This is a genomic window from Candidatus Tisiphia endosymbiont of Ditula angustiorana, from assembly GCF_964026425.1.
Taxonomy (GTDB): domain Bacteria; phylum Pseudomonadota; class Alphaproteobacteria; order Rickettsiales; family Rickettsiaceae; genus Tisiphia.
Window position 1 is genome coordinate 955,914 of record NZ_OZ032143.1, and the last position, 23,932, is coordinate 979,845.

Below are 23,932 nucleotides of genomic sequence, written 5' to 3' on the forward strand. Positions count from 1 at the left end.
TCTACTTAGAATCTTTTGGTGTACCTTGCCTTACATTTTGATAAGCTCCTTTGTTAAACTGCCAGCCTTTTGGAGTTCCTTTAGCTGGTCCTCCTATAGTTTCACCAGCATTTACTTTATTCAAGAACCATGCCGCTCCTCTTGCAGTTTTCCCTTGCCCAATCCTATCTTGCTCATACTTATCAACTTCTGCTTGTAAATCTTTTCGCTCAAGTTCATTAACTTGTCGGATATTATTATATTGTTCAGTATTTTTACCTGTTACTTCTTCAAACTTATTTTTAAGTTTTCCCTCTTTGCCTTTAATATTTGCCGTAAATTCTTCATTATTAGTAATATCGCTTTTTGTTGCTATTTCTTTAACTTGTGATTCAGGATTTCTATTAATTCGCTTATCATGTTCAGTGCTAAAATCATTTAATGCTTTCTCTGCATGCTGACCCGATACTTGGTGCTTACCACTATTTATTTCAGGCATTAAATTTTGTAATTCTTCAGAGGCTATTTTATTCCATACTTTCATCACGTCAGGATGCCTTTTGTCTACTAGCTTCCTCACAGAGTTTGCATCCATACCAAACTCTATTACGCAGCGGTCTAACACTTCTTGATACATATCCTTGTTAACTGTTGCTGATTCTAATTCAAGTCTGCTTTTTGTTTTGTACCAATTATCTACTGTTTCTTGACGCATTGATACTTGTTCTTCTAATCTTTTTTGCTTTTCATAACTGTTCCTTACTGCATCACTATAATGTTTCTCAGCACTATTATCTTTTCCCCATACTTCACTTGATGCTGCTTTGACTATATTGTGGTAATCTTCATGAGTATTATTTTGTGTTGATGTATCACTATCCTCCATAAAAGACTGATCACTTACATTTCTAGCAGTGAGTGAACCTTCTACACTACCAGAGATACCAATACCAGTAAGTCCTTTTAGCGGAGTAGCCGCAGTCATAGATGCTTTTAACGCTGCATCTGTTGCTTGTTGCCAACTATATCCATATTGTTCTTTAAGAGTTCTGACGTTGTTTACTGCCCGCTGAAGTGACTTGCCTTGCTCTCCCATTATATCATAATTATGGCTTTCCCCACTATGTTCACGCTGTGCTAAGTTGGAAACAAAATCAGCTGTTTTGCTCAAGGTGTTACTCTTTGCATCTGATAATGCCCTTTGATCTGACTTCAATAAACTTTCAGACATGTGTATGCCTTGAGTCACATGATTCTGGGCTGTTTGTTCTAGATTAAATTTGGTGATACCAACCGAAGTGTTAATACCTTGACCGCTAGTGTAAATTACACTGCTGTCAGGATTATTGCGAGCTATACTACCATCAGCTTGTTGCCAGCTATTGCCACCTTCAACATATTGCATATTATAATCAAGCTTATATCCTGACTTCATATATCGCTGACTATTCCCTTCTGAAACATTATCAATACTTCTGTTACCACTTGCTATTTCTGCTCCTATACTGCCCGATGTTGCTTGAAGTCCACCAATAATTGAACCAGCTAAATGACCAAGACTGCTAACGCCCGATTGCATAATGGCAAATGCTAAAAATGGTATTACCATTTGTAAACCTGCCGCTACTGTTACTATAGTATCTACATGGTTGGTGATTGTACTACTACTGCTAAAGCTTAGCAGTAGACTTCCGCCAGTCTTTAAATTACTATAAGTACCCATAATCATATTAATAATAGCATTTAATGACGGCCATAATTGTAGTGAGGCAACTAAAGTTAGATAAGAAGTATATTTTGCTATGCCACCACTAAAGATTAACATTGGTACTAAAAACATAAACGAGGCATAGACTATGCATTTTATTACGACTAGTAACATTGGTAAATACAAGCTAGCCATATCACTTGATAATAACCAACCGCTTTCTTGGCTGGTTCGAGAACGTGCTACTGCATAGTTACTTGCGGTATAATCAGATATGCTGTTAATCATCATTTGCTGTCTTAGTATGTCACCTGCTTTTTGACCACCTCCATAAAGGCTGCTAATATTTTTCTCAAGAATGTTTGATAGGATGCTTGATGATCTAGCTGAAGGGACATAATCTGATCCACCTCTTGCCTTAGCAAATTCTGTATTGGCATTTTTTGATACTACCCTTTTGATCTCTCCATCAAAATAATTCTCAAAGAGATTTGCTGCATCTTGGCAAGTAACATTACGCAGATTCTTACCGTCTCTAATGTAAAGACGGGTCAATGTGCCAGCCTTGCTACTCACTAATTTCCAAATATCAGGAGTATCTATTAATTGTTTAGGAGTAAACTGATAGCCTATCATTGCTGGTAGTACAACACATTGCTTGATAAAAGAACGCATATTTTCTACAAACTCTGGGTCTTTAATACGAACCTGACGTAATTCCTTTTTTAGTCTTGCACCAAATAACATACCATAATTATAATAAGAAAATATAGGTGACGTACTAACAAGAGCTTCTATCGGTGCATATACTTGTTCAAAACCAATAGTGACCAAATGACCAAATTCTTCTAATATGCCAACTGGCAGGGCAAAAGCTATAGGAATATTATCAACCTTACCTATTATTTTACTTACATGATCTTTAATAATCATTTCTGTTTTAGGCAGTAATAATGCGTTAATTAGTACAATCATACCAAGTACTTTAAGTACATATGCCCGCCACACCATAGAATTATTACTATACGACATTTTTACTGCATAATAACATCCGGTAATTATACATAAACTATTGACTATATCTGTATAAAACTCACTATTGCGTAGCATTGCAAGGCCATTTAATATATAATACAAAGCATCGTAATAACCGTAAGTATGAATTGTTAAATCAAGTTCCATATTTCTTTACCTATTTATCTTACTATCCTTTTCCTACCCAACTTTTATCCATCCATTTGATTAGTGGACATAAACTCCTGAAATTTCATTTCAAAGTATTTTTCCTCTTGCAACATTCTCATCTTGGTTTGCTCAATAATATTATAACGCCTAAAGGCATTTTCTCTGTTGCTTATCAAAAAGCTAATAGTGTTATTGACTTCCTGCTCAAAGCTGGTAAATACCCCTATATCTGCAAGCTGTAAGTAAGAAAGCTCTGATACTGCTTCAGAAGTTTGTTGTAATAATTTAGTAAGGTAGTTAGTTACTACGTCATAGCATAAGCTTTCAACAAATTCAGCTATCCGTACTGTTAAATAAGCATTATCAGTATTAGTAGCAAGTTCTCTCTGAATCTTGTTAGTTAGTGGAATGGATGATAAAGCAATTAGGTTTTCTTCATCCTCAGTAAAATTACCGTTATTATTCTTTATTTTCTTAACCATAGAAAATAGCATCTGATCAATGCTACCATATATATAGTGTATCTTTATCTGATAACCTAGTTTTGGCTTTTTGGGGGAGTAAGCATAAGTTTGTTTCATCACACTTATACAATTCTACATCTACATTACCACTACGAACTCCAATAAACTCCCCTATTAATTCCTTATTAACCAATGATTTTTTATGAGTTATTGAACGACGTCCTTCAGCATCTTTTTTGCCAATAATAGTCCCTGATATGCTCATTAGTAATTCTTTGAAAGTAGTAGCATCTCCTGAGCTACTTATTTTCTTATCAAGAGCCTTCCATACCAAATTAAAATTATCACCAAGTAAACTCTCAAGTTCTTTATTGCTTTTGGTTGGATCACCAGTATCAAGTTTTGCCTTGTCTCTAATATCTGCCATATCACTTCCTCTGCCTGTCATTACCAAGTCACTTTGGCGGGTAAGTTCTGCTCCTTTATCCATTTTACTTGCTAGACCATTACTGATCTGAGTAGCCATGTCACAAGAATTAATATTGAATTGGTTGATATTTCTTTGCATTTGCTCTAAGTAAGTCATAATATTCTCACATTGCGGACAGATGGTTTTAATTGCCATAATTGCCGCATAGCCGCCAACATTTTGTACCATTTCTTTAAGGAATCGTTCCATAGCAGCACTTTTCAAGAACGATAACGCTCCGCCTCTGAGATCTAACTGTGCTCCACAAGGCAATCCTCCAAGTTTACAACTAGGAGCTTGAAAATTAAAAAGCTGTAAATCTTCTATAGGTGGCGACTTAATTAGCACTGATCCGCCAATTATATGACCTGCTAATTGATCTTGTACGATCGCTGATCTAGTTACATTACTCATAGTACCACTTGGCATAACGCTTTTAATTAACTTCTCTATACCTGCATAACTATTGTTGCTTGTGAAGATACTAATCAATACTAACCAAACAATAATTATTATCTGAGCCAAATTCTTAATTACTATTTTCTGTTACCTTAAGTATATTTTCCGTATTATTCGGATAGTTGCTTAAATACTCACTTGCCAATAACCCAGCTTCCTCAAGCTCTGACATCGATGCTGTACCTCTAATGAGTTCGAAATGAATCTTACTATCATTTGTAACAGCTACAATTGTTGGAGCTTTTTGCAAGTTTAGCTTTTCAGCAATTTCCTGATTTTGATAAGTTTTAAAGTATTTGCTTATGCTACCATCTAGACTAACTGCTTCTACTTTAAATCCATATTTTTTAGCAAAGTCATTTAGTACTGGCTCTAGAGCTATGCAATAAGGACAATTTGACGAAAAGAATACAAAAAGTTCTATCTGAGTAGCAAGTAGCTTAAGCTTGCTAGCTAGCTCTTGTTGATCAATATCTTCTTTTATTCTTCTACCATATAGATTAATTGGACTGTCAATTAAATTGATAGTCTCAGGATACAGGAAATTCACCATCCTAAAGGTATGAGCAAGTTTTAAACTATTATCTAACATTGAGGCTTCCTTTTCTTTATACCTTCTTGCATGTTCAATATTTTCAGGATATCTGATCATCATAAATTTTAAGGACTCTAGCTCTTTACTAAATTGTTCCACTTCCTGCCTTGCTTTGGCGTATTCTTGCTCTCTTTGTTGCTCTATGACTAATGCCTCTTGTTGCTTCTCTAATTCTTTTAGCAACTCCTTCTCCTCAAACCATAACCAACCACGATATCTCTGTTCAAAGAAACCTTGGGCATAGCAACTACTAGCAATAACAATGGGAATTACTGTTAATAAAATTAATAAAAAATAAGCCTGCTGATTTACCATATGTAAAATTCTAAATAATATTATTCTACCAAACTTTTTAATCACCACTAATAGTTCCCACTCCTTAAATCTTGTTCTAGCATTTCTATCTTTTTTAATAACTGATCTTTAGTAGAACAATTTTGATAAAAACTATGTCCTGTATTTAACTGTTTCTTCAGCTCAGCTAATTCTTGTTCTTTCACTTTCTTTCGCGAAGTTTTTGCTTCATCTTTCTTCTACTCTGTTTGTTGTGTTTGCCTTATAGCCTCTGCTTTACGTTCCTCTTCTGCTCCTATATTCCAACCAGCTTGATTATTTGCCTGATTATTCGGGTTGTCATCATATTGTCTGATATTTGGCAAGCTACCCTTAACCCTCATGCTCATATCTTCGTTATTTGGGGCTTTATATTTGCCAAAAAACTTTACCTTAAACTCCTCGATAAACTCAGTGAAATCGATGCGATCAAAATTAATTCTCTGTATTTCTGCTAATGTCAAACCACGACAATTAGGATTGCCGCCACTGCCAAAGTTAATCCCCAGCTGCTTCCGACCTTCAACCTGTATGACCTTGTCTAGCATCTGACCAAAACAACAATAATAATGCTTGACTATCTTTGTTACTCCTAGATTCTGCTTTCCCTCTTTGCCAACATAAACACATAGATTTTTTTTACGCTTATCGATCAGCAACTGCTCATCCTTACTGCAGCCCGCTCCAAAATTCTTACCCCAACCTTTCTGATCTACTGAGCAGCAATTACTGTAACCGATTGCCTTCTTACTACAATGCATGCTAAGCCCTTCAAACAACTTAACATTGAATCCATCACCTGCCTTGATCTGACTTACCGCATAAAGCTTGGAAATTGAATCCATCATCTCACCATTGGTCATATAGCTTTTATCCACGCAGTTACCATCAATACAAGGTATACCTTTACATACAAGACCTTCCGGTCCTTCTTTTTCCTTAAATCCTACCCGCACTTTCTGACTCTCGATAGGTGAGGCAATCCATCTCTTACAAGAATATTCCTCCTTCCTATTAACACAATTACCTAAGCTATCGGTGAGCAAACACTCTAAAAGTGCAACAAAATAGTAATGTACACATGGCACACAGTTATTTTTACTCGGATAATTACAAATTTTACTATACCCCCATTCCCAGCAATCTCTATGTACCTCAAAACCATCGATTACTCTTACACCACTAGCTAAACACTGCTTTTGTCCTTCTTGGCAAGGATAATTGGGAACAAAGTTTGTTCTACCGACAGCAAAAACTGATTTGGTATTTATTACTAACATTACCGTTGTCACCAGTAATAAAATTCCTATTACTCTAACCCGCATGTTTCACTCCATTCTTCTTGCCATTCAAACCAAGTAACAGTACCTTCACGATATCGATAGCCTATAATATATTTTTCCCAAAATTTAACATTAGTCCAATTCACATATTCAACAAATTGACCAGTTCCTTGTTTAGGTATATCTAACAATGGATCAATTTGCTCAATATCAACATTAATGGTTTTGGCAATATCAGCACGTATTTCTGCCATAACATCAGGACTTCTTTTTATATGTCTAACTTTTACTGGGTCTAACTTCCCCGAAACAGTAACATTATCATTATAAACCCAATCATTATTATAAAGTTGACCAGCTGACAATGTCATTGTACGTGGTTCTGATTTCTCCCACTTAATTCCCTGCCTCTTACATTTTACAGTTAATGTATCCTTACAATTGTAGCGATTTCTTAAACGCTCACAGAAATACTGGTCATATATGGTATCTCCCTTGGCTCTCTCATCTCTGCGACTTAGCTCCATGAAATATTGCGGATCGTACTCCTTATTGCCTTTAACCGTCTTACAATCCACTCCTATATCTTTTAGTTTTCCTAGCAAATTATCCATCATCTTGCCAGATGCATTTGCTATCATTTCCGCATCTTGTTTATGAGCCATCATGCCAGGTCTGCTATAATCAACAAATATCTCGTTATAGAACGGGTCTTTAGCTGCTTCCCTCCGTCCTTTGTTACTTAAATCTCCTGCTTCTATACTACTTAACCTATCTGCTTCTGACTCCGCCTTATCATGACCTACTAAATCACCTAACCCTTGACTATTTTCTACTCCTCTAGCAAAACCTGCTTTACTATCTTCTATTTGTCTACTCCAGCTTTGATAATTGTCTATATTCTTTTCAAACAATGGATCTACCTCATTAATATTGGTCTTATTGATTGGGTCTAAATATTGAGCTCGTACACAAGTAATAGTTACCATTAAAACTATTAGAACTATCTGCTTCATCCTTCTCATCTTTATATCCTTACACCTGCTTTTTATCTTTGTAACAACTCTTGTGCTTCTTGTGATAAATCACCATTAATCGCAAATTTCTCTAAAGCTGCTTTTATACCTATACTGCCAGTAATCTTATCGTAGGTAACTTTGCAAGATTGTGCTTCCAAGCAATCTTCTTCCTTAACCAATAAAATAGCTGGCACAGCATTAATACCAAAGCGTTCAAAGGTTTCATCATCTATTTGCATACTACCAACTTCACCATTCTCTGATATTGCCATTACAAGTTTTGTTAGTTCTTTAAAGCTACCATTAGGCAATCCTTTAAATACTAATGATCCACCAAACTTTACTACCTGTTGGTGATAAGTCTTAAGCAGATTCTTTGGCATTAGACTACTTACCAATACTTTGAGTAGCACTCTATGGTTAACAATTTCTTCAGAAACCAATTTATTGGCTTGGTTGACTGTATCTAACTCATCAAGCTTTTGCAAAATAGCATTTCTTGTTAAGATATGTCCCTGATTCTTCATGTTCTTAGCCCAATTTAACTGCTCATTTGTTGGTTTTAAATTATCTAATTCCTTTAGCAATTCATTGCTTTCATTACTACCAACATTAGTTGTATTACCTCGATCACTTAAGCATTTTGCTAAAACACTGTTATTGCTATTTATAGTTACTACACTAAATAACAGTATTTTCAAAGGCAGCAGCAGTTGATTTTTTGCCATACTAAATACCCCCAATCTTGTCCATCATATGGATATTCTTTAAATGTTGAATACATCATGTCACTTAAACCTAATGGCCAGCAACCAATGCTATCCGATGTTGACTTTGGATTTACCATCTGTAGTTTATACTGGCTCTTCTTAATCTTTAATGCTCGTGATTTACGGCACAATTTACCTCCACCTGTCAACCGAGTGTTTTCATCAGTTGAAGTCTCTTGAGCAAGCCCTATTCGGTGCATCTTGGCAATTATTCGAATAGCTAATAAACTACTTGATTGCACTCCTCCAACATGATCAGCATTTGCTCCACTAAATGGATACATATTACCTAAGCAACCAGCACACCAAAACATACTATCTAGTGGCATCCTAGCTGTGCTACTTGCACAATCTAGACCACAAGCTGCTTGAGCTATGGGACTTACAAACAAATAGCTTTCTGGATTAAGCAAACTCTGCAACTTTTCATCATTCCAAGTAACGTCAAACTCACTCATATAAGCCACGTCAAAAGTACTCTGCTCCAAACAAATAAAATCAGTAATAAGTTCAAGCCAATAAATTAGTGGATAAATATAATAATGAACGTGATAGAAACTATCGTGAACATGCCTGCCATCATAGCTTCTATTAAAACTACTAATCCTTTTGCTATCAGATCCAAGAGAGATACCACCAAGGTTAGTCATACAATAAGGTGTTCTTGTAACATCAATAAGTCTTACTGGTTCCCAAAAGCCAATAGTGATACCTGGTACTGGAACATTGGCTTTTGTACATAAACAAATAGGTGATGATGGGTTTTTTGTATCTCTTTTTTTAGGCGTTACACCACTACCAATATTAATTACGTTGCCTATGCTTATTGGCAATATGCAACTCCAACAAATATCAGTAATTGGATTGACAAAATGTCCCTTACATGTAATACTTGCAGATACTGAAAATGGCATAAAAATAGCCACTAACAGTAGGATACTTAATCGTGTCTTTGTGCCTTGAGCTGGGTTGCCAAACTTTTTGCTCAAGGCCGTATTATTGATATTTGTCAATGTTTTTACCTCTTACATTATTCAAATTCCTCAAAAGGATTTAGTAATTTTACTGTAAATTTAGTAAAATGCTTGGTATTACGAGTAACTAAAACCATATCATGAACTATTGCTTGGGCAGCAATTAGGCTATCCACCTGATTTGTAGAATCAATAGCAAGTAATTCACCCCAACATTTACATACATTATTATCTATACCAATGGTTCTAGCGATATATTTTTCAATTAAAATATCTTGCCACCTTTCTAAACTTAATGAGGCTACTAAATCTGTCTGTCTCTTTTTTGCAATCCCTTTTTGAATCTCACCAATTGTTAAATAGCTTATATATAATGATTCTATAGGTACTTGATATACCCAAGATATTACTTGGCTATTTGGACTTTTCTTACGAAACTCTGACAATATATTAGTATCAAGTAAATATCTCATATATCAATATCTTCCCTAGCTTTACTTGGTTTTCTTTCAAATAAATCCTCTTCATCATCATTATCAACTTTTGGTATGGATAATAAAAATTCTTTAAATGACATAGGAGGTTTTATTTTATCACCCATATAATCTTCTACTGAGATAATATAGACTGCTTTATGTCTCTTCTTATCATTTACTAATTGAGGTTGCCCGTTTTCAGCAAGTTCAATAATTTCTTCAAAATGTTCCTTTGCTTCTTGTAACTGCCATTTTTGCATAATTCACCTCTAATTTTGTTTATTTATATATTATAACTGTTTTTTTACGACCACTAATCAATTTTTACTTCTTTTATTCTTAAAACTTTTCCTTCCTGCTGAATTATTGCTGGTACTTGCTTAATTTTAAATTTTGTTGTTAAAACTCCTGCTTGATCAAAATATACTTCTCTATCAAGTTCTTTCTGTAAATCAAGTGGTCTACCAGCTACTAATATCAACTTGTCTTCTGCCTTTATTGTTGAGCTGCTTTGTTGCTGCTTAAACCACTCAACCTGCTCTTTATCTTTGCTATCAATAAATATCAACTTCTTGTCCAAGTTTATATGATCTAGCGGGTTAACTTTTGTGCCTAGCTTGTAAAGTAGCTTGCCATCTGGCAAAATAATATCCTCTTTTATTATGTAGCTTGGATCATAAGTAAAATCTTGTGCTTTTTGAGTACGTTTGATATTGGTAACTGCTACTGGCTGCTCTATTCGAGTTTTAGCGATTTCTAACATCTTGCTTTTCTCCTGTTCTATATCAACTAATTTTAGTTTTCTTTCGATCATTGCTAAAAATCCTTCTTCTTTAACCTCAAAAATTGTTCCATATATGCCAAAATCCTTAGCAATAGTTATTTGTGGTAGTAGAATTACTAAAATCATTGTTAGTATTCGTTTCATTTATATTTTCTTTAAATCTTTACCAATTTCTCTCCATTGCTCAAGCACCTCTGGTTTGCTAACGAGTAGCATTTTACTGACTAGCAACATGCCATACAGAGCTTGGTCATCTTGTGGATGCAAGTAATCTAATCCTGCTTTTATTATCAGTCCACCCAGCATAATCTTTTTTCTAGCATCTTGTTTGCGTTCTAAATAATTAGTACTTTGATTATTCATACTATACCTGTAATTATTATATGTATTCATATTGTCTCTGTTTGCTTTGTTATAAAACGGATACTGCATTTTTTTGTACATTTAAATTCTCTATCTATTATTTGTTATTATTTAATTGCTCTAGATCATTCTGATTTAGGTTGCTGATTAGTTTTGCTAAATTCTCTATTACATTCTGATGTACTTGCCTGCTTATTGATATCACTCCTTCTCCTGTAATAAATTCATCAGCTGTAAATATTACTTTAGTTCTTTTATCTTTATATTTTTGGGCTTCCTCGTTTATTAGTTCTATTGCCTGATTAATTTGACCAAAAAATAAATTGCTCTCTTTTGGTTGTTGGTTTATTTTTGCTTCTTCTAATTCTTTACTTACCCTTTCTTTTTCTAGCTTTAATATTTCTTTTTGTGATACATACATAATCTTGCATTGATTACCAATATCACCAAATAACAAAAACCCAAGCCAACCAATTCCAACTCCGAGTAGGATAGACACTAGTAAAATAACAATTTGTTTCTTGCTAAATTCGTTATCACTTCTTATATTTATGTTCCTATTCATCTCCATACACTTACCGTATTATTACTTATCCATTTTTTCTGTAGTTGGCAGAATAGCTAGCTCACCATATTTTTTTGCCAAGGCTTTTACTGCTTCATCTTTACTAAGACCACTGCGTCTTGCTTCTAATAAATATTTAAAATCAGCTGCTTCTGTTGAGTATAATCCTTGCGAATATGGATCTAGACTAAGGCGTCCAACAACTTTTAAGCCAGTAGATATCAACAGCATCTCGGCATATTTACTTGGTATACTCGATGAAAATCAAGAATTGCGTTGTCGTCTTCAGGGATCTTCGGTGCTCACGTACTAAATGTACGCTCCGCTCCTCGACCCTTCGACTCCTAGCACTTCATAATTTTGATCTTCGTCTATCAACTCTTCATTTACGAGTAGTATATCAAACTAATAGACTCAATCAACGGTACAATATCTTTAAAGGCTTCTGAAGTACTAAATGAGTTTAGTCCTTTCTCATCTTGCTTTAATATTACCGTCCAAGCACTATTTTCTAAAATGCTCCTACGCTCATCACTTTTTTGAAAATCAGTAAAATTTTGCACACAAATCACTAATGAACCCCCATATTTTCTAACAGTTCTACCAAAACTTTCTAAGAACTTGGCTGAATAATCTAAAATCATCCAAGCTTCATCAACAATAAGTAAAAATTGCTTCGACCTATCACCACATAAGAACTGCATAGTTACTTGCATCAATACTACCTGTAATATTACCGCCAGTAATACTGGATCATTCTTGACCTCCTCAAACTCAAAAATGGTTAGTATTTCTTTAAATGATGCAGCTTTACCTTGCTCAAAAAATTTACCATGTACTCCTTTTTCACTATAAGGGTATAAAGTCTCAGCAAGAGCTTTTGCTGTAGTTGCCCCCTCTAATTCTTCTAATACTTTAGTAAGTTTGGTAATATCTAGCGTAGTACCATGTTTTTCTATACCCTCATTTATTGCTCGTTCAATGATAGCTTCCTTATGAGCATCCTTGCTAATACCACACATAGCACCAATAATGCTTTTGGCGTATATGATACTATCTTTAGTAACAAAATGATTACCTATCTGTAATATCTCTATTCTTTGATCTAGGTTTATTTGGTCTTGATCCTTAGCAGTAAGCATCTCAATTTGTTCTAAGGACAAACCAGTAACTGATCCTATTTCCACTAAATTACAATTTCTAGCAAGCATAGAAAGAGCCTTAGCGTGTTTTGTTCCACTACCTGCTATTTGAGCAAAAGGATTTAAAGAAATATTACTATGCTGATTAAATCTAATTGTTTCTCCGCCAATTAACTCACAAATATTTTGGTAACTACCACCTATATCTAAGATAAATACTGAAGCGTTTTGTGCTAGCATTGAGGTAGCTAGTTCTTGCAAAAATACTGACTTACCTGAACCAGATGGTGCCATAACAGCTACATTGTAATTACCGCTATTAATTCTTACAAATGGATTCCAATTAAATAACTCACCTCTGCGTCCTATTAATAGAACTCCACTTTGATTTACTCCTTTCCACTCACCATGGATCGGCAACTTGGCTATCACTTCTTTAGCCTGAGCAATTTTAACTAGCTGGAAATGCTGTAAAAACTTCCAGCTAAGTGCCTGATGCATTGGTAACTGAGATAACATTGCTGGTAATTGGAGATGCTTGTTAACTTGTAATTGGAAGTCGTGTGCATTATATAGGCTAATTAAAGATTCCTCAGCTATTTCTATTTCTGACTGAGGTGCAGTAATCATTATTTGCAGTGATTCTGTCAAAAACTGCTCGCCATTTTTAGCTTTAGCAATTATCTCCCGCCACTCTAAAGCTTCTTTCTTCAAATTAGTATCATGCCTTGCATACCATTGTTCAGCAGCATGTATGCTTCTATGTCCTCTTGCTAGAATTTTTGAGCTTTGTGTTTTACTTACATTATTTGCCACTGTGTAACTAATTATTAGCCTTGCTGGTAAACTATGATCACTGGCTGAACCAAGTAAATTAATCATCTCCAGTAATGACCACTGCTCTGGTAGCATACTTGGGTAAAAACATTTAGAGACTAACTTGTTAGAATCTAGGTTAGAGGCTAGTTTATTAGATGTTAATTTGTTTGGTTTTAATCCATTATCGTTATAAATACTATCTAGATGAATTAGGCAGTCTTCTTTAACAATGGTTCTTGAAAGTGGTGTCAAGATTTGATTAGCTAAAGGGTTTATTGGATCATATTTACGGCTTAATCTTTCTTGCATTTGCATTTGTGCCATATCGCCTGCTACAAACATTAAATTTTGTGCATCACATATATGGGGAGATAATTTTATTGCTTGCAGCTTTTTTACTAATTTGCTTTGGAACGCCACTACTTCTTCGATAGATTTTATACTATTATTACCTTCACTTTTTTTGCTAAAAGAAACATATATCCGAAAATCTTTAGCCATCCTTCCATCTGAACTTGTAAAATCTTTAGCACATTTACTAATAAATTCTCTACGGAATTCTGTTAATTGCTGCAACATCTGATTAGAATTGGTTCTAGCATTACTCCATAATTTTAATTTTTGCTCTATATTATGACTGGCAATCAGTAAAAATTGTAAATAGCAATTTACTGGTAATTCATTATTAAAAAATAAGCTTAAGTTTTTTTCCAAATTAACATCTGTTCCAACTATCGGAGCTATTTCTAGCATGAAGCCTATTACATTATTTTCATTAAAGAAGATATTACATTTAGGATCAAAATATCGATAACTTAGATATCCTGCTAAAGATTTTGCTCCTTTAGTATTTTGTTCGATATGTTCTTGCAACAGTTGTGTACTGCTGTAATTTACCTCGGCAGGACTAGCTAAACCGCAAATATTCCCTATATTTTGTAATAGATTAACTATGTTCATATGATCATCTCATTGTCTTATTTGATATATAACAAGTTGCCATCTTTAAGTACTTTCTGATTAGTTTCTTGTTGCAACTTTATTTTATGAACCTTATTAGCTTTAATGTCAGGTTTGTCCAAGTGTCTAGCATAGCAATTTTTTCCTTGACACTTTGCCCTTTCCTTTAATTCTACTTCGACAATTTCTCCGCTATTAATTTTTTGATCAACTATGCTCAAAGGCACACAATTAAAACCACTTGCGTCTTTGCAGCTAAAAGATGAACCATATCCACCACAGGCAGATAAACTAAATAATAGACCTCTTTCGAAACTGGTTGACGTAGTTCAAAATTATAAATGCCAGAGATCAAATTAAATCTAAGACCAAATCTTTTACGTCTATTTCGATATTTGTCAGCAATAATTTTGAACCGTTTTAGCATACCAATAACGTTTTCATTTAGGGTGTGTCATCAATTAAGTTGACAGGAGCGTTTATTTGTTGTGTAATAGAGAAAAAATTAAGGATAAATTTTCTCTATGCGTCGATATGCTCTACGTGACGATCAATGGGATCGGATTAAAGATAAGCTACCTGGAAGGGAAGAGTCTGTTGGTGTAACAGCCAAGGATAATCGCCTATTTGTAGAAGCAGTCTTGTATCGATATAGGGCTGGTATACCTTGGAGAGACCTACCTGAACGTTTTGGAGATTTTCGAGTGATTCACCTACGTCATTCAAGGTGGAGCAAGACAGGTGTGTGGAAAAAGGTTTTTGAGATGCTGGCTGAAGATGCTGATAACGAGTATGCCATGATTGATTCAACCATTGTTAGGGCTCATCAACATAGTGCCGGTGCTAAAAAAAAGAGTTAGATGATGACCAAGCAATTGGACGAGGTAAAGGGGGGCTGAGTACTAAAATCCATGCCACATGTGACGCTCTAGGGAATCCAACGGGATTCCATCTTACCCCGGGTCAAGCTCATGATTTGCAAGGATCTGATGTTTTGATGAATGAATTGACGAAAGCGGATGCTGTACTTGCTGATAAGGCTTATGATGCCGATGTACGTATGCGAGATAAGCTGAAAGATAAGGGATGTATAGCTGTGATTCCCCCAAAGAAGAATCGTGTGAATCCAGCTAAGTATGATAAGGACCTATATAAAGCTAGGCATTTGATTGAGAACTTTTTTGCAAAATTGAAGCAATATAGAGCTATTGCAACACGATTTGACAAAACATCTCAGAACTTTTTGGGTGCTGTTTATATGGCTTCCATGGTAATTTGGCTCAATTGATGACACACCCTAGAACTCTTTCTCCTGCTAACCTACGATTATTCTTTTTATCATTTTTAGTTAAAGGATTTTTCTTGCTTTTTTTCTTTGGTAATTCAGAATTATTGTGAATTTTTTGTATATACTACTCATAAATGAAGAGTTGTAAAGATAGGAGAGATATTATAAAGTTTAGGACATTATGAGTAAGAATGTATTGACAGAAGAACAAAGAGAAAAGTTGAAGGAACGTCATAAGACAGAACGAGACGGACGCATACGTGATCGTATTAAGGCAGTTTTGATGTATGACGATGGGTATAGTAATGTAGAGATTGCTAAGGTACTACTCTTGAGCCACGAAGCGATAAGAAAACATATTGTTGATTATCAAAAAGCCAATAAGCTTAATACCGACAATGGGGGTAGTGCAAGCAAATTAAGTGATGGTGAGAAGACAGAATTAGTGACTCACCTAGAAGCAAATAATTATGTTTATGCGAAAGATATTATGCATCACATTGAGAACAAATATGGTGTGACATATACGATAACGGGAGTAACAAAATTACTATACAAACTGGGATTTGTTTACAAGAAGCCGAAAATAGTACCGGCTAAGCTGGATTTTGACAAGCAAGAATTATTTAAGTTAAACTACAGTTTGCTAAAAGGGAATCTCAGAGATAAGGAAGCTATATATTTTATGGATGGTGTTCATCCTCAGTATCAAGCAAGGGCAAGGTGTGGTTGGATAAGAAAGAACCAAGATAAAACCTTACCAACATTCAGTGGCTGGAAAAGAAAGCACATGATTGGTGCTATTAACCTAGCCGATTTGCAGTTAGTAAGTACAGAGAACCCCAAAATAAATGGGGAGCAGATAGTTAATTTTTTACAAAAGTTAGAAGAGGAGAATAGTGACAAGGAGAGAATATATTTAATCTGTGACAATGCTAGTTACCACAAATCCAAGAAAGTCAAGGAATACCTAGTAAATACGAAAATAGAGCTAGTATTTTTGCCATCATATAGTCCAAATCTGAACCCAATTGAGAGATTATGGAAGTTTATGCACCGTATTACAACTAATAATAAATTTTATCATAATTTTGAACAATTTTCGGAAGCAATAAACAAATTTTTTAGCAACATCGGTGATTATAAAGATAGGTTACGTACCTTAATAAACGATAATTTCCAAACTATTACCGTTAACCATTTCTGCAACTCTTCAGGTTAATTGAGTATACCTTGATATCCTGTATCAGTAATCGCTTTAACCTTAGGATGGATAAGAATTTTGGATTCCTTAAATAATCTAAAGTCATGTTTTTTACCGTTAGAAAAATCTGTACATATTACTTGGTGTGTTTTCTTGTCTACCACTATTTGAGTTTTTAGTGTATGCCTTTTCTTCTTTCCTGAATAATAGAATTTTTGTTTTTTTTGGGTCTTTCTATAGGACTCTCAGTAGCATCAATCAAGACTACTTCATAATTCATATCACTCTTCATTAGAGCTTTACGACCTGGAAGAGCAAAGTTTGGGTGTTTAACTAGGGTGTCTTCTACCCATTTAACAGCTTTATATGCTGAACTTTCACTAATCCCATAGTTCTGACCTATATGGAAATAAGTACGGTATTCTCTAAGGTATTCTAAGACCATCAGCAACTGTTCCTCCAAATTGAGCTTATTTTTACGCCCACCTTTTGATTTCTTAAGACCATCAGCTTGCCTCAAAATATCCACCATCTTTGAGAATGTTCCCTTCTTTACTCCTGTTAATCGACGAAATTTTTCATCCTCTAACTCTTTAATCTGATCGAATTTCATATTATTACTTCAAATCAGATATTTATAACACCATTCTACATCATTGTCTAGTTTCGAAAGAAGCCTAATGTAATAATCAGTAAAATATTTGATATTCCTTGCATTACTGTTCTCCGTATTGTTTATTTGTTGGTTTTTTGGTTCTTTCCTTGGCTATCTTTTTATGGGTGGTTAATTCTCCGACAAAAAAGCCTTTCATGAAGACAACATCTACCTTTACTCCACTAGGTATAGTAAGAACAGGCGACATGTTCTCTGCCATTCTTAAGTAATAGTCAGCTATTTTCTCAGCAGCATTCGATGTTCCTGAGAGAATACCATCTGTTACCATATCCTTAAAACCTTTCTTTGGGCTAGCAATTGCTCCAAGGCCGGTGATAGTCATACTATCTAGACCTTTACTACTTTGGCTAAGCCCGCTAATAACTCCACCTATTAGGGCATTTTTTATATGCTTACTGCTCGTAGCTACTACTTTCCCCTTAATGCCATTCATACCATCTGGCCCATGCACTATTCCAGCTATGTTACTGGCAGTTACTAACTCTGTGATTGGATCAATACAAACCATTTTCTCCAAGCGGATAATTACTCTTTCGCTGGATAAGTCACCATAACTACTACCTAAAATACGGCAGGTAGTAATATCAAGATTAAAGTTCTTGGGTAAGTTGCCTCTTTCTGTTAGTCTAATTACTATTGGAGTAGCATGTTCATCTGGGGTATTTAATGCAGTAGATACTGCAAGACCACCAAGTAAATAGCCACTAACATAAGAAGTTTCAGGGATATAAATCTTAGTATCTTTTGGTTTATCAAATTCTATTTCACCATTTAAGTCTATAACACCAATATTTACATCACTGCCAAAATCCTTACCTTTTGTATTTTGCTCTGCTTCTTGGTGAATTTGACGCATTCTTTTTAATTCTTCTGTGCTACTGATCAGCTCATTTTTAGCAAAATTTAGTTGAATCTGCATTTTAGTTAGTTCTAATTTTATCTCTTCTTGTAGCTTTTGTTCTTTTTCTCTAAAGCTTGTTTCTGCTAACTGTAAGCGTTCATCAAATTTACGCCTATTGTCGTTTAATAAATCTTCAAAGTGGTTGTGCCACATTTTCTCCGGGTCTAACGCTTCACTTGCTACTTCTAATTTAGGTTTAGTATTATCATTAATAATTGCTTTGTGCTTAATTTTTCCTTGCATTATGTTGATTAGAACAAGTACAGTAATAATGCTACCACCCAAAAGCAGTAACAAGAAATTATACTGTTTACGTCTAATATCCTTATTATTAGTTGTATCTAACGACTGTTTTTGACTATCAGCTATAAACGAACTAACCACTGGAACTTTATCTGAAACCTTGAGCTGTATATTCTCTACTATTTTGCTTTTCCCTAATAAAAAAGAGAGTCTTTCTTTAAGCTTTGCAAATATTGTCATATCAGTCCCTATCTTGCTCCTTTGCTACTATCCAAACAAATCCTTTATCTTTAGGAAGAAGTATGGTTTTGTCGATAGTGGTAGCTAAACAAAAATCAAATAGATTACTAAAATCTACTTCTTTAAGATGAACTAAGCCTTGAGCTTTCCTGTTGATTACTACTAGTCTTGCTCCAATAAGCTTACCAAAATGGTAAATCCTATCTTGCTCTATGGAAAGTCCTATGTTATGTAAGCGGTCAATTTTTCTTTTTATATGAGTAACGTAATATTTACCTTCCTTGTCAGCAATCATGTTCCTTATCATTCCAGCAATTTCTTGTTCTTGGGTGTTTACTGAGCATTTATTGTTAACAGCTGAATTATTTAGAAAACCATTGGATGGCTTATTATAAAAACTATCCATGGAAATCTTGATAATTTGCCCTTCCATATCTTCCACTTTAAGTATTAAATCAGCAACATTCCCAGAAAAGTTGACTAAGGCTAGCTCCAAAGTCTGAGCAACTGGAATTTTCGGTAATAAAAATATGTTTTGTGCCTTGCTATCCGCTATTATTTTATACTTGCTTTCATCACCAATAATTTGTGCTATGCCTATTTTGCCAAACTCTATTCTATTAACGTTACTTGCACTTATTTTAGCCTTGATTTTATTGCCAGCTATATATTCAAATTCTTGTGCTGCAAGTGCTGCATTACTCGTTAGTATCATGGCAATTATTAGTATTATTTTGATCATTATTTATTCTCTTATTTTTCTTATCCTTTATTTTTTATCTTTATCATTTTCTTTGTTATGTTGTGCCGTTTCTTGACCTTCTTTGATTCTTACAAATTCTTTAAGTCTTAGCTGTCTACCTGCCCATTCATAAGATAATTGATAAGAAGCAAGACTAACCTCAAAGCCCTTATCACCAAACCTTGAGGTTAGCATGCCAGCGGCTATTACCTGCAAATTCTTACTATCAACTTCCAAGCTTTTGATGGAAAAGTAGGTTGATAAGGCAAATTTTTTGTACTTCTCTTTGCTATCTGCAAAATAACTTTGAATATTTCTCATATAGGTAGCATCACTTTGAGAAATATATTTAAATATGATACCTGCTTTGTAATCTATTATTTCAGGATTTAAATCTAGTAATAATGGTAGGTACATTAAACTTGTTTCTTCCAAATATCCTTTGGAGACTCCATTATTACTAATCCATACTTCTTGGATAAGACTTGGCATCAATATTACTTTCTCATTGTTTGTCAATAATTTAACTGATAGTCCTAAAGCAGTTAGGCAAAGCAGCAACGTCAGTATTAAAAACAAATTTCGCTGTCTTGCTACTTGCTCGATGTTACCTATTGCTATTATCTTTTCCATTTTTATCTCTGCTTATTCATATCTATTTACATTTAAATTAGTATTACTACATAAGCAACCTTACATGAGACTCTGGTAAATTAGCTGATATAATCAGCCTAGTCAGTGGTAGATGCCAATAGAGCCAACGCTGGATTATTCCAAGCCACCATTGATGCATAAACCAACCACCTATAGCAAAATGTAAATTGTAACGAACTATTGACCCATTTAGAGCAAGAATTGTAAAGAGAATTGACCCACCTAAAAAGAAATAGTAGCTGCTACATAAATTAATAATTTGTTAATAATGTGTAGGAGTGTTTAGGGAGTGTTTATCGTGGAATCAATTTCAAAGATACGTAAAATGTATCATGTTGATGGCAAGGCAATTAGAGCAATTGCCAAAGAGCTTAATATATCAAAAAATACTGTTAAAAAGGTTATACGCAGTAATGCGACCAAGTTTGAATTAGCTAAATATAGTAAAGCTAAGCCAGTTTTAGGTGAATATCTTGCGATGTTAAATCAGCTATTAGCAGAGAATATCAAAGAACCAGTTAGGCGTAGAATGACTGCCAAGAAATTACATCAGCAGCTGAAGATATCAGGTTATCAAGGTAGTTATGAATCTGTGAATCTAATAGTTAGAAGATTCCGAAGAGATCATGAAGCAAAAGGTAAGCAAGTTTTTATACCACTAAATTTTGAGCTAGGAGGAGCATTCCAGTTTGATTGGGGAGAGGAAGAAATATGTTTAAATGGGGAGGTTACTAGAGTTAAAGCAGCGAGAATAAAGCTATGCTATAGTCGTTATTCTTTGGTAGTGGTTTATCCTAATGAGCAGCTGGAAATGGTTATGGATGCCCATGATCAAGCTTTCAAGTTTTTTGCTGGTTGTTGTAAGAATGGTATTTATGACAATATGAAGACGGCTGTCAAAAAAATATTGATTGGCAAGGATCGTATCTTTAACGAGAAGTTTATCCAAATGGCCTTTCACCATTTATTTGAGCCACTTGCCTGTACTCCAGCATCGGGATGGGAGAAAGGACAGGTTGAGAAACAAGTAGGAGACACTAGACGTAACTTTTTTACTCCAATATTGAAAGGAGATAGTTATGAAGCTATTAACATTCAGCTAAGAGAGATGTCTATAGAGTGGGCTAAAACTAAAAGACATCCTGAATTTACAGAAAGAACGATTCTAGAAATATATGAGGAAGAGAAGGCATATTTAATAGGATATAGAGGGCAGTTTACGGGTTATAGATTACATCCAACGACCGTATCACCTTTGAGTTTAATACAATACGACACCAATATGTATAGTGTCCCATGTGAATATGTAGGACTTAGTGTACAGATTAAATCCTATGCTTGGCAGATAGTAATTTTACATGAAAGCAAGATTATTGCAGAGCATGTACGTAGTTTTAAACGCTATCAGAAGATTTATAATCCATGGCACTATATAGCAGCTCTAGAACGTAAACCCGGTGCTTTACGTAATGGTGGACCGTTCAAAGAGTTAATGAGTTTGTTGCCTGAGATATTTGGCAAATTACGAAATAAGTTAGAGACTTACAAGGATGGTGATAAACAATTTATAGATATCCTACTACTTGTTAATAAGTATGGATTAGAAAAGGTAACCAATGCTTGTAACCTAACAATTGTTGCTGGCGGCTGTAGCTCTAAATTAGTTGAGCAATATTTGTTACAACCAGCAATGAAACTAGATATCCAAGAGACTGAGTTTATTCAGCTAAAAAATCCTCCTGATGCTGATTGCAGTATCTATAGCAAGTTGCATTTAACAACGGAGGTAAATTAAATGAAAGATTTAATATCGTTATTAGACAAATTAGGTTTAGCAGGTATGAAGATGCTGTTATCTGAGTCAAGTAATTTAACAAATGATGCCCCTACTACTAGTGTGTATGATGTGTTAAAGAAACTGCTTGAAGCAGAGTGTGAATATAAAAAGTCACGTTCTCTGCATTATAGGTTGCAGTTAGCTAAGTTTCCAACCATAAAGTTACTATCAGATACATGCCAAGCTAAATTGGTTGAGAATATTGATATACAAAAAGTGATTGATAATCATCAGAATATCATGATCATAGGTGGTTCTGGTTCTGCAAAAACTCATCTAGCAATTGGTTTAGCTTTTACTGCGGTTGAAAAGGGTTACAGGGTGAGGTTCTACACTTTAAATGAATTAGCTAGCCAATTACTCAATGCTAGAACGCATAATTATGAAAGCAAATTCATCGATTCAGTTAAGAGATTCAATGTTATTGTGATAGATGAACTGGGCTATGTACCAATAAAAGCCGAGGCTAGATTCTTATTATTTGAGCTGTTTGCTAAATTATATGAACAGTCTTCGCTTATCATCACTACCCATTTGAGATTTGAAGAATGGGGTGATATGTTTGGTAATGCTAAGGCAACAAAAGTAATTATCGATAGATTAACACATCATTGTCAAATCATAGAAACTGGTAATAAAAGTTTTAGAGGAGGGAAAGATGTAAATTAGTAAAGAGCAATATTGTAATAAAAAAATCATCAACTGAGTATAGTTAAATATTATCTGAATCTGAATTTTAATAATGGTTAAAATCTGATCAAAAAACTATAATTCATTTTATTTTTTAGTATGGTTTGGTGGGTCAATAGTTCATTACAATAGTGGGTCAATAGTTCGTTACAATTTACAGCAAAACCAATAGCACCACCAGCAAAAGACCATAACACGCCTTTAAAACATAAAATGATTAACCCAAAGCTAATGCCTCCTACTATTGACCCAATAGATATGTTCCAAAATCTAACGTGTTTGTTTAAGCAATTATTAAATCGTACTCTTTCCATAATTGAATCTCACAAGTAAAAAACAATATTGTCACAATTTACACTTGATTTAAGCCATAGCAGCAAGTATGCCCATACAAACAGCACTGCTACCTATAAAAACTGTACCGCCACGAAATACCCGAACACGACCATCACCTTCAGACATAATGGCTGTGGTAATACCACCAATACCAGCTCCATAAACCCAGTAATCTGCGGCAAATTTTACCAGTGGTTCAGTTACACCTTTACCAAATTTACCTAAATCTACTGCTAAACTTTCTGATGTAATAAGGGTAAGTAAAATGCCAATTATTCCATAACTAAGATATAAGAAACTCTTACTCCAGTTGTCATCTAGACAATTTTGTTTGCTAGTTATTTTCTGACTTGTGCCTAGTATTTTCTTTGAATCGACCATAATTTTCCTCTTTTGTTATTTTTTGTTACTTTCTCTGTAGTAAACGGTGTAACTAAACATTAAGTAATAAATTATGTGATCCTTTTAAAAATAAATAGGGGGCATTTTCCCCCATTATTTTTGAAGACTACATACTTAGAAAACAATACCCTTCAATTGCCAAGTATTGGTGTTTGATGTTGTCGTATTTTTAAAGATAATAGACCTCTTTCGAAACTAGACTTTAAGGAAGAGAGGTGTTATAAGTATCTGATTTGGAGTAATAATGAAATTCGATCAGGTTAAAGATTTGGAGGATGAACAGTTTCGTCGATTAACAGGAGTAAAGAAGGTGACATTCTCAAGGATGGTGGATATTTTGAGGCAAAGAGACAATTTGACTAAACTCTTAAT

At 34.5% G+C, this 23,932-nt stretch carries 25 protein-coding genes and 4 pseudogenes; 5 read left to right on the plus strand and 24 right to left on the minus strand.

The features are described 5' to 3' along the window. Position 1 precedes the first annotated feature (1 nt). The 18 genes and pseudogenes from AAGD29_RS04365 to AAGD29_RS04450 all read right to left on the minus strand — a co-directional run. Complete coding sequence (locus tag AAGD29_RS04365; RefSeq protein WP_341758664.1) at positions 2 to 2,869, minus strand: conjugal transfer protein TraG N-terminal domain-containing protein; 2,868 nt, start codon at positions 2,867 to 2,869, stop codon at positions 2 to 4. Between the two features lie 44 nt (positions 2,870 to 2,913). Then, complete coding sequence (locus AAGD29_RS04370; RefSeq protein WP_341758665.1) at positions 2,914 to 3,354, minus strand: hypothetical protein; 441 nt, start codon at positions 3,352 to 3,354, stop codon at positions 2,914 to 2,916. Positions 3,355 to 3,376: 22 nt separating this feature from the next. Continuing rightward, the gene (locus tag AAGD29_RS04375) at positions 3,377 to 4,330 is read right to left on the minus strand and encodes a conjugal transfer protein TraH (protein ID WP_341758666.1); all 954 of its coding nucleotides are present in this window, start codon (positions 4,328 to 4,330) and stop codon (positions 3,377 to 3,379) included. 4 nt (positions 4,331 to 4,334) lie between these two features. Then, positions 4,335 to 5,222, minus strand: a complete 888-nt coding sequence (traF, locus tag AAGD29_RS04380) for a conjugal transfer protein TraF (RefSeq protein WP_341758667.1) — start codon at positions 5,220 to 5,222, stop codon at positions 4,335 to 4,337. Further along, complete coding sequence (locus AAGD29_RS04385) at positions 5,222 to 5,359, minus strand: hypothetical protein (protein WP_341758668.1); 138 nt, start codon at positions 5,357 to 5,359, stop codon at positions 5,222 to 5,224. The genes traF and AAGD29_RS04385 overlap by 1 nt, the downstream gene beginning before the upstream one ends. Positions 5,360 to 5,392: 33 nt before the next feature. Next, entirely contained in the window at positions 5,393 to 6,472 is a 1,080-nt protein-coding gene (gene traN / locus AAGD29_RS04390) for a conjugal transfer protein TraN (protein ID WP_341758669.1), read from the minus strand. A gap of 29 nt (positions 6,473 to 6,501) precedes the next feature. After that, positions 6,502 to 7,491 (minus strand): hypothetical protein, encoded by a 990-nt coding sequence (locus AAGD29_RS04395; protein ID WP_341758670.1) that lies wholly within the window; start codon positions 7,489 to 7,491, stop codon positions 6,502 to 6,504. Positions 7,492 to 7,523: 32 nt separating this feature from the next. Then, entirely contained in the window at positions 7,524 to 8,222 is a 699-nt protein-coding gene (gene trbC, locus AAGD29_RS04400) for a type-F conjugative transfer system pilin assembly protein TrbC (protein ID WP_341758671.1), read from the minus strand. Further along, a complete protein-coding gene (traU, locus tag AAGD29_RS04405; protein WP_341758672.1) occupies positions 8,192 to 9,277 on the minus strand; it encodes a conjugal transfer pilus assembly protein TraU in 1,086 nt (361 codons plus the stop codon). The genes trbC and traU overlap by 31 nt, the downstream gene beginning before the upstream one ends. 17 nt (positions 9,278 to 9,294) lie before the next feature. Then, positions 9,295 to 9,711: a type II toxin-antitoxin system VapC family toxin gene (locus AAGD29_RS04410; protein WP_341758673.1), complete on the minus strand. Its 417-nt coding sequence runs from the start codon at positions 9,709 to 9,711 to the stop codon at positions 9,295 to 9,297. Further along, positions 9,708 to 9,974, minus strand: a complete 267-nt coding sequence (locus AAGD29_RS04415; protein ID WP_341758674.1) for a type II toxin-antitoxin system prevent-host-death family antitoxin — start codon at positions 9,972 to 9,974, stop codon at positions 9,708 to 9,710. The genes AAGD29_RS04410 and AAGD29_RS04415 overlap by 4 nt, the downstream gene beginning before the upstream one ends. Before the next feature lie 53 nt (positions 9,975 to 10,027). Further along, complete coding sequence (gene traW / locus AAGD29_RS04420; RefSeq protein WP_341758675.1) at positions 10,028 to 10,642, minus strand: type-F conjugative transfer system protein TraW; 615 nt, start codon at positions 10,640 to 10,642, stop codon at positions 10,028 to 10,030. After that, complete coding sequence (locus AAGD29_RS04425) at positions 10,643 to 10,861, minus strand: conjugal transfer protein TraD (RefSeq protein WP_341758676.1); 219 nt, start codon at positions 10,859 to 10,861, stop codon at positions 10,643 to 10,645. Between the two features lie 97 nt (positions 10,862 to 10,958). Then, positions 10,959 to 11,432: a hypothetical protein gene (locus AAGD29_RS04430; protein WP_341758677.1), complete on the minus strand. Its 474-nt coding sequence runs from the start codon at positions 11,430 to 11,432 to the stop codon at positions 10,959 to 10,961. Between the two features lie 15 nt (positions 11,433 to 11,447). After that, positions 11,448 to 11,657, minus strand: a complete 210-nt coding sequence (locus AAGD29_RS04435; RefSeq protein WP_341757485.1) for a hypothetical protein — start codon at positions 11,655 to 11,657, stop codon at positions 11,448 to 11,450. A gap of 155 nt (positions 11,658 to 11,812) precedes the next feature. Then, positions 11,813 to 14,347, minus strand: a complete 2,535-nt coding sequence (locus tag AAGD29_RS04440) for a TraC family protein (protein WP_341757484.1) — start codon at positions 14,345 to 14,347, stop codon at positions 11,813 to 11,815. A 17-nt stretch (positions 14,348 to 14,364) separates the two neighbouring features. Beyond that, on the minus strand, positions 14,365 to 14,574 hold the full coding sequence (locus tag AAGD29_RS04445) for a hypothetical protein (RefSeq protein ID WP_341758678.1): 210 nt from the start codon (positions 14,572 to 14,574) through the stop codon (positions 14,365 to 14,367). A gap of 98 nt (positions 14,575 to 14,672) precedes the next feature. Continuing rightward, positions 14,673 to 14,795, minus strand: a pseudogene (locus AAGD29_RS04450) (IS5/IS1182 family transposase); the annotation flags it as partial. Positions 14,796 to 14,871: 76 nt separating this feature from the next. Here AAGD29_RS04450 and AAGD29_RS04455 point away from each other — a divergent pair. Continuing rightward, positions 14,872 to 15,635, plus strand: a protein-coding gene (locus AAGD29_RS04455; RefSeq protein WP_341757859.1) for an IS5 family transposase whose coding sequence is annotated in 2 segments (ribosomal slippage) — positions 14,872 to 15,204 and positions 15,207 to 15,635 — 762 coding nt in all. Because the reading frame shifts where the segments join, the coding sequence is not laid out codon by codon here. 10 nt (positions 15,636 to 15,645) lie between these two features. Here the strand turns inward: AAGD29_RS04455 and AAGD29_RS04460 are convergent. After that, a pseudogene (locus AAGD29_RS04460) lies at positions 15,646 to 15,750 on the minus strand (IS5/IS1182 family transposase); the annotation flags it as partial. Between the two features lie 66 nt (positions 15,751 to 15,816). On the opposite strand from AAGD29_RS04460, the gene AAGD29_RS04465 reads away from it, so the two are divergent. Then, positions 15,817 to 16,857: an IS630 family transposase gene (locus AAGD29_RS04465; protein WP_341757979.1), complete on the plus strand. Its 1,041-nt coding sequence runs from the start codon at positions 15,817 to 15,819 to the stop codon at positions 16,855 to 16,857. Between the two features lie 5 nt (positions 16,858 to 16,862). On the opposite strand, the pseudogene AAGD29_RS04470 reads toward AAGD29_RS04465, so the two are convergent. The 4 genes and pseudogenes from AAGD29_RS04470 to AAGD29_RS04485 form a co-directional block, all read right to left on the minus strand. Continuing rightward, positions 16,863 to 17,452: pseudogene (locus AAGD29_RS04470) on the minus strand (IS5 family transposase); the annotation flags it as partial. A 103-nt stretch (positions 17,453 to 17,555) separates the two neighbouring features. Beyond that, positions 17,556 to 18,899, minus strand: a complete 1,344-nt coding sequence (locus AAGD29_RS04475) for a TraB/VirB10 family protein (protein ID WP_341758679.1) — start codon at positions 18,897 to 18,899, stop codon at positions 17,556 to 17,558. Between the two features lies 1 nt (position 18,900). After that, on the minus strand, positions 18,901 to 19,641 hold the full coding sequence (locus tag AAGD29_RS04480) for a type-F conjugative transfer system secretin TraK (protein WP_341758680.1): 741 nt from the start codon (positions 19,639 to 19,641) through the stop codon (positions 18,901 to 18,903). A gap of 27 nt (positions 19,642 to 19,668) precedes the next feature. Then, complete coding sequence (locus AAGD29_RS04485; RefSeq protein WP_341758681.1) at positions 19,669 to 20,274, minus strand: TraE/TraK family type IV conjugative transfer system protein; 606 nt, start codon at positions 20,272 to 20,274, stop codon at positions 19,669 to 19,671. A gap of 319 nt (positions 20,275 to 20,593) precedes the next feature. On the opposite strand from AAGD29_RS04485, the gene istA reads away from it, so the two are divergent. Then, on the plus strand, positions 20,594 to 22,090 hold the full coding sequence (gene istA / locus AAGD29_RS04490) for an IS21 family transposase (RefSeq protein ID WP_341758682.1): 1,497 nt from the start codon (positions 20,594 to 20,596) through the stop codon (positions 22,088 to 22,090). Continuing rightward, positions 22,091 to 22,801, plus strand: coding sequence for an IS21-like element helper ATPase IstB (istB, locus tag AAGD29_RS04495; protein WP_341758432.1), 711 nt, complete (start codon positions 22,091 to 22,093; stop codon positions 22,799 to 22,801). It begins immediately after the preceding gene. Positions 22,802 to 23,185: 384 nt separating this feature from the next. On the opposite strand, the gene AAGD29_RS04500 is transcribed toward istB, so the two are convergent. Then, positions 23,186 to 23,539, minus strand: coding sequence for a hypothetical protein (locus AAGD29_RS04500; RefSeq protein ID WP_341758683.1), 354 nt, complete (start codon positions 23,537 to 23,539; stop codon positions 23,186 to 23,188). 265 nt (positions 23,540 to 23,804) lie between these two features. Here AAGD29_RS04500 and AAGD29_RS04505 point away from each other — a divergent pair. Beyond that, positions 23,805 to 23,924 (plus strand): annotated as a pseudogene (locus AAGD29_RS04505) (IS5/IS1182 family transposase); the annotation flags it as partial. Positions 23,925 to 23,932: the final 8 nt, after the last annotated feature.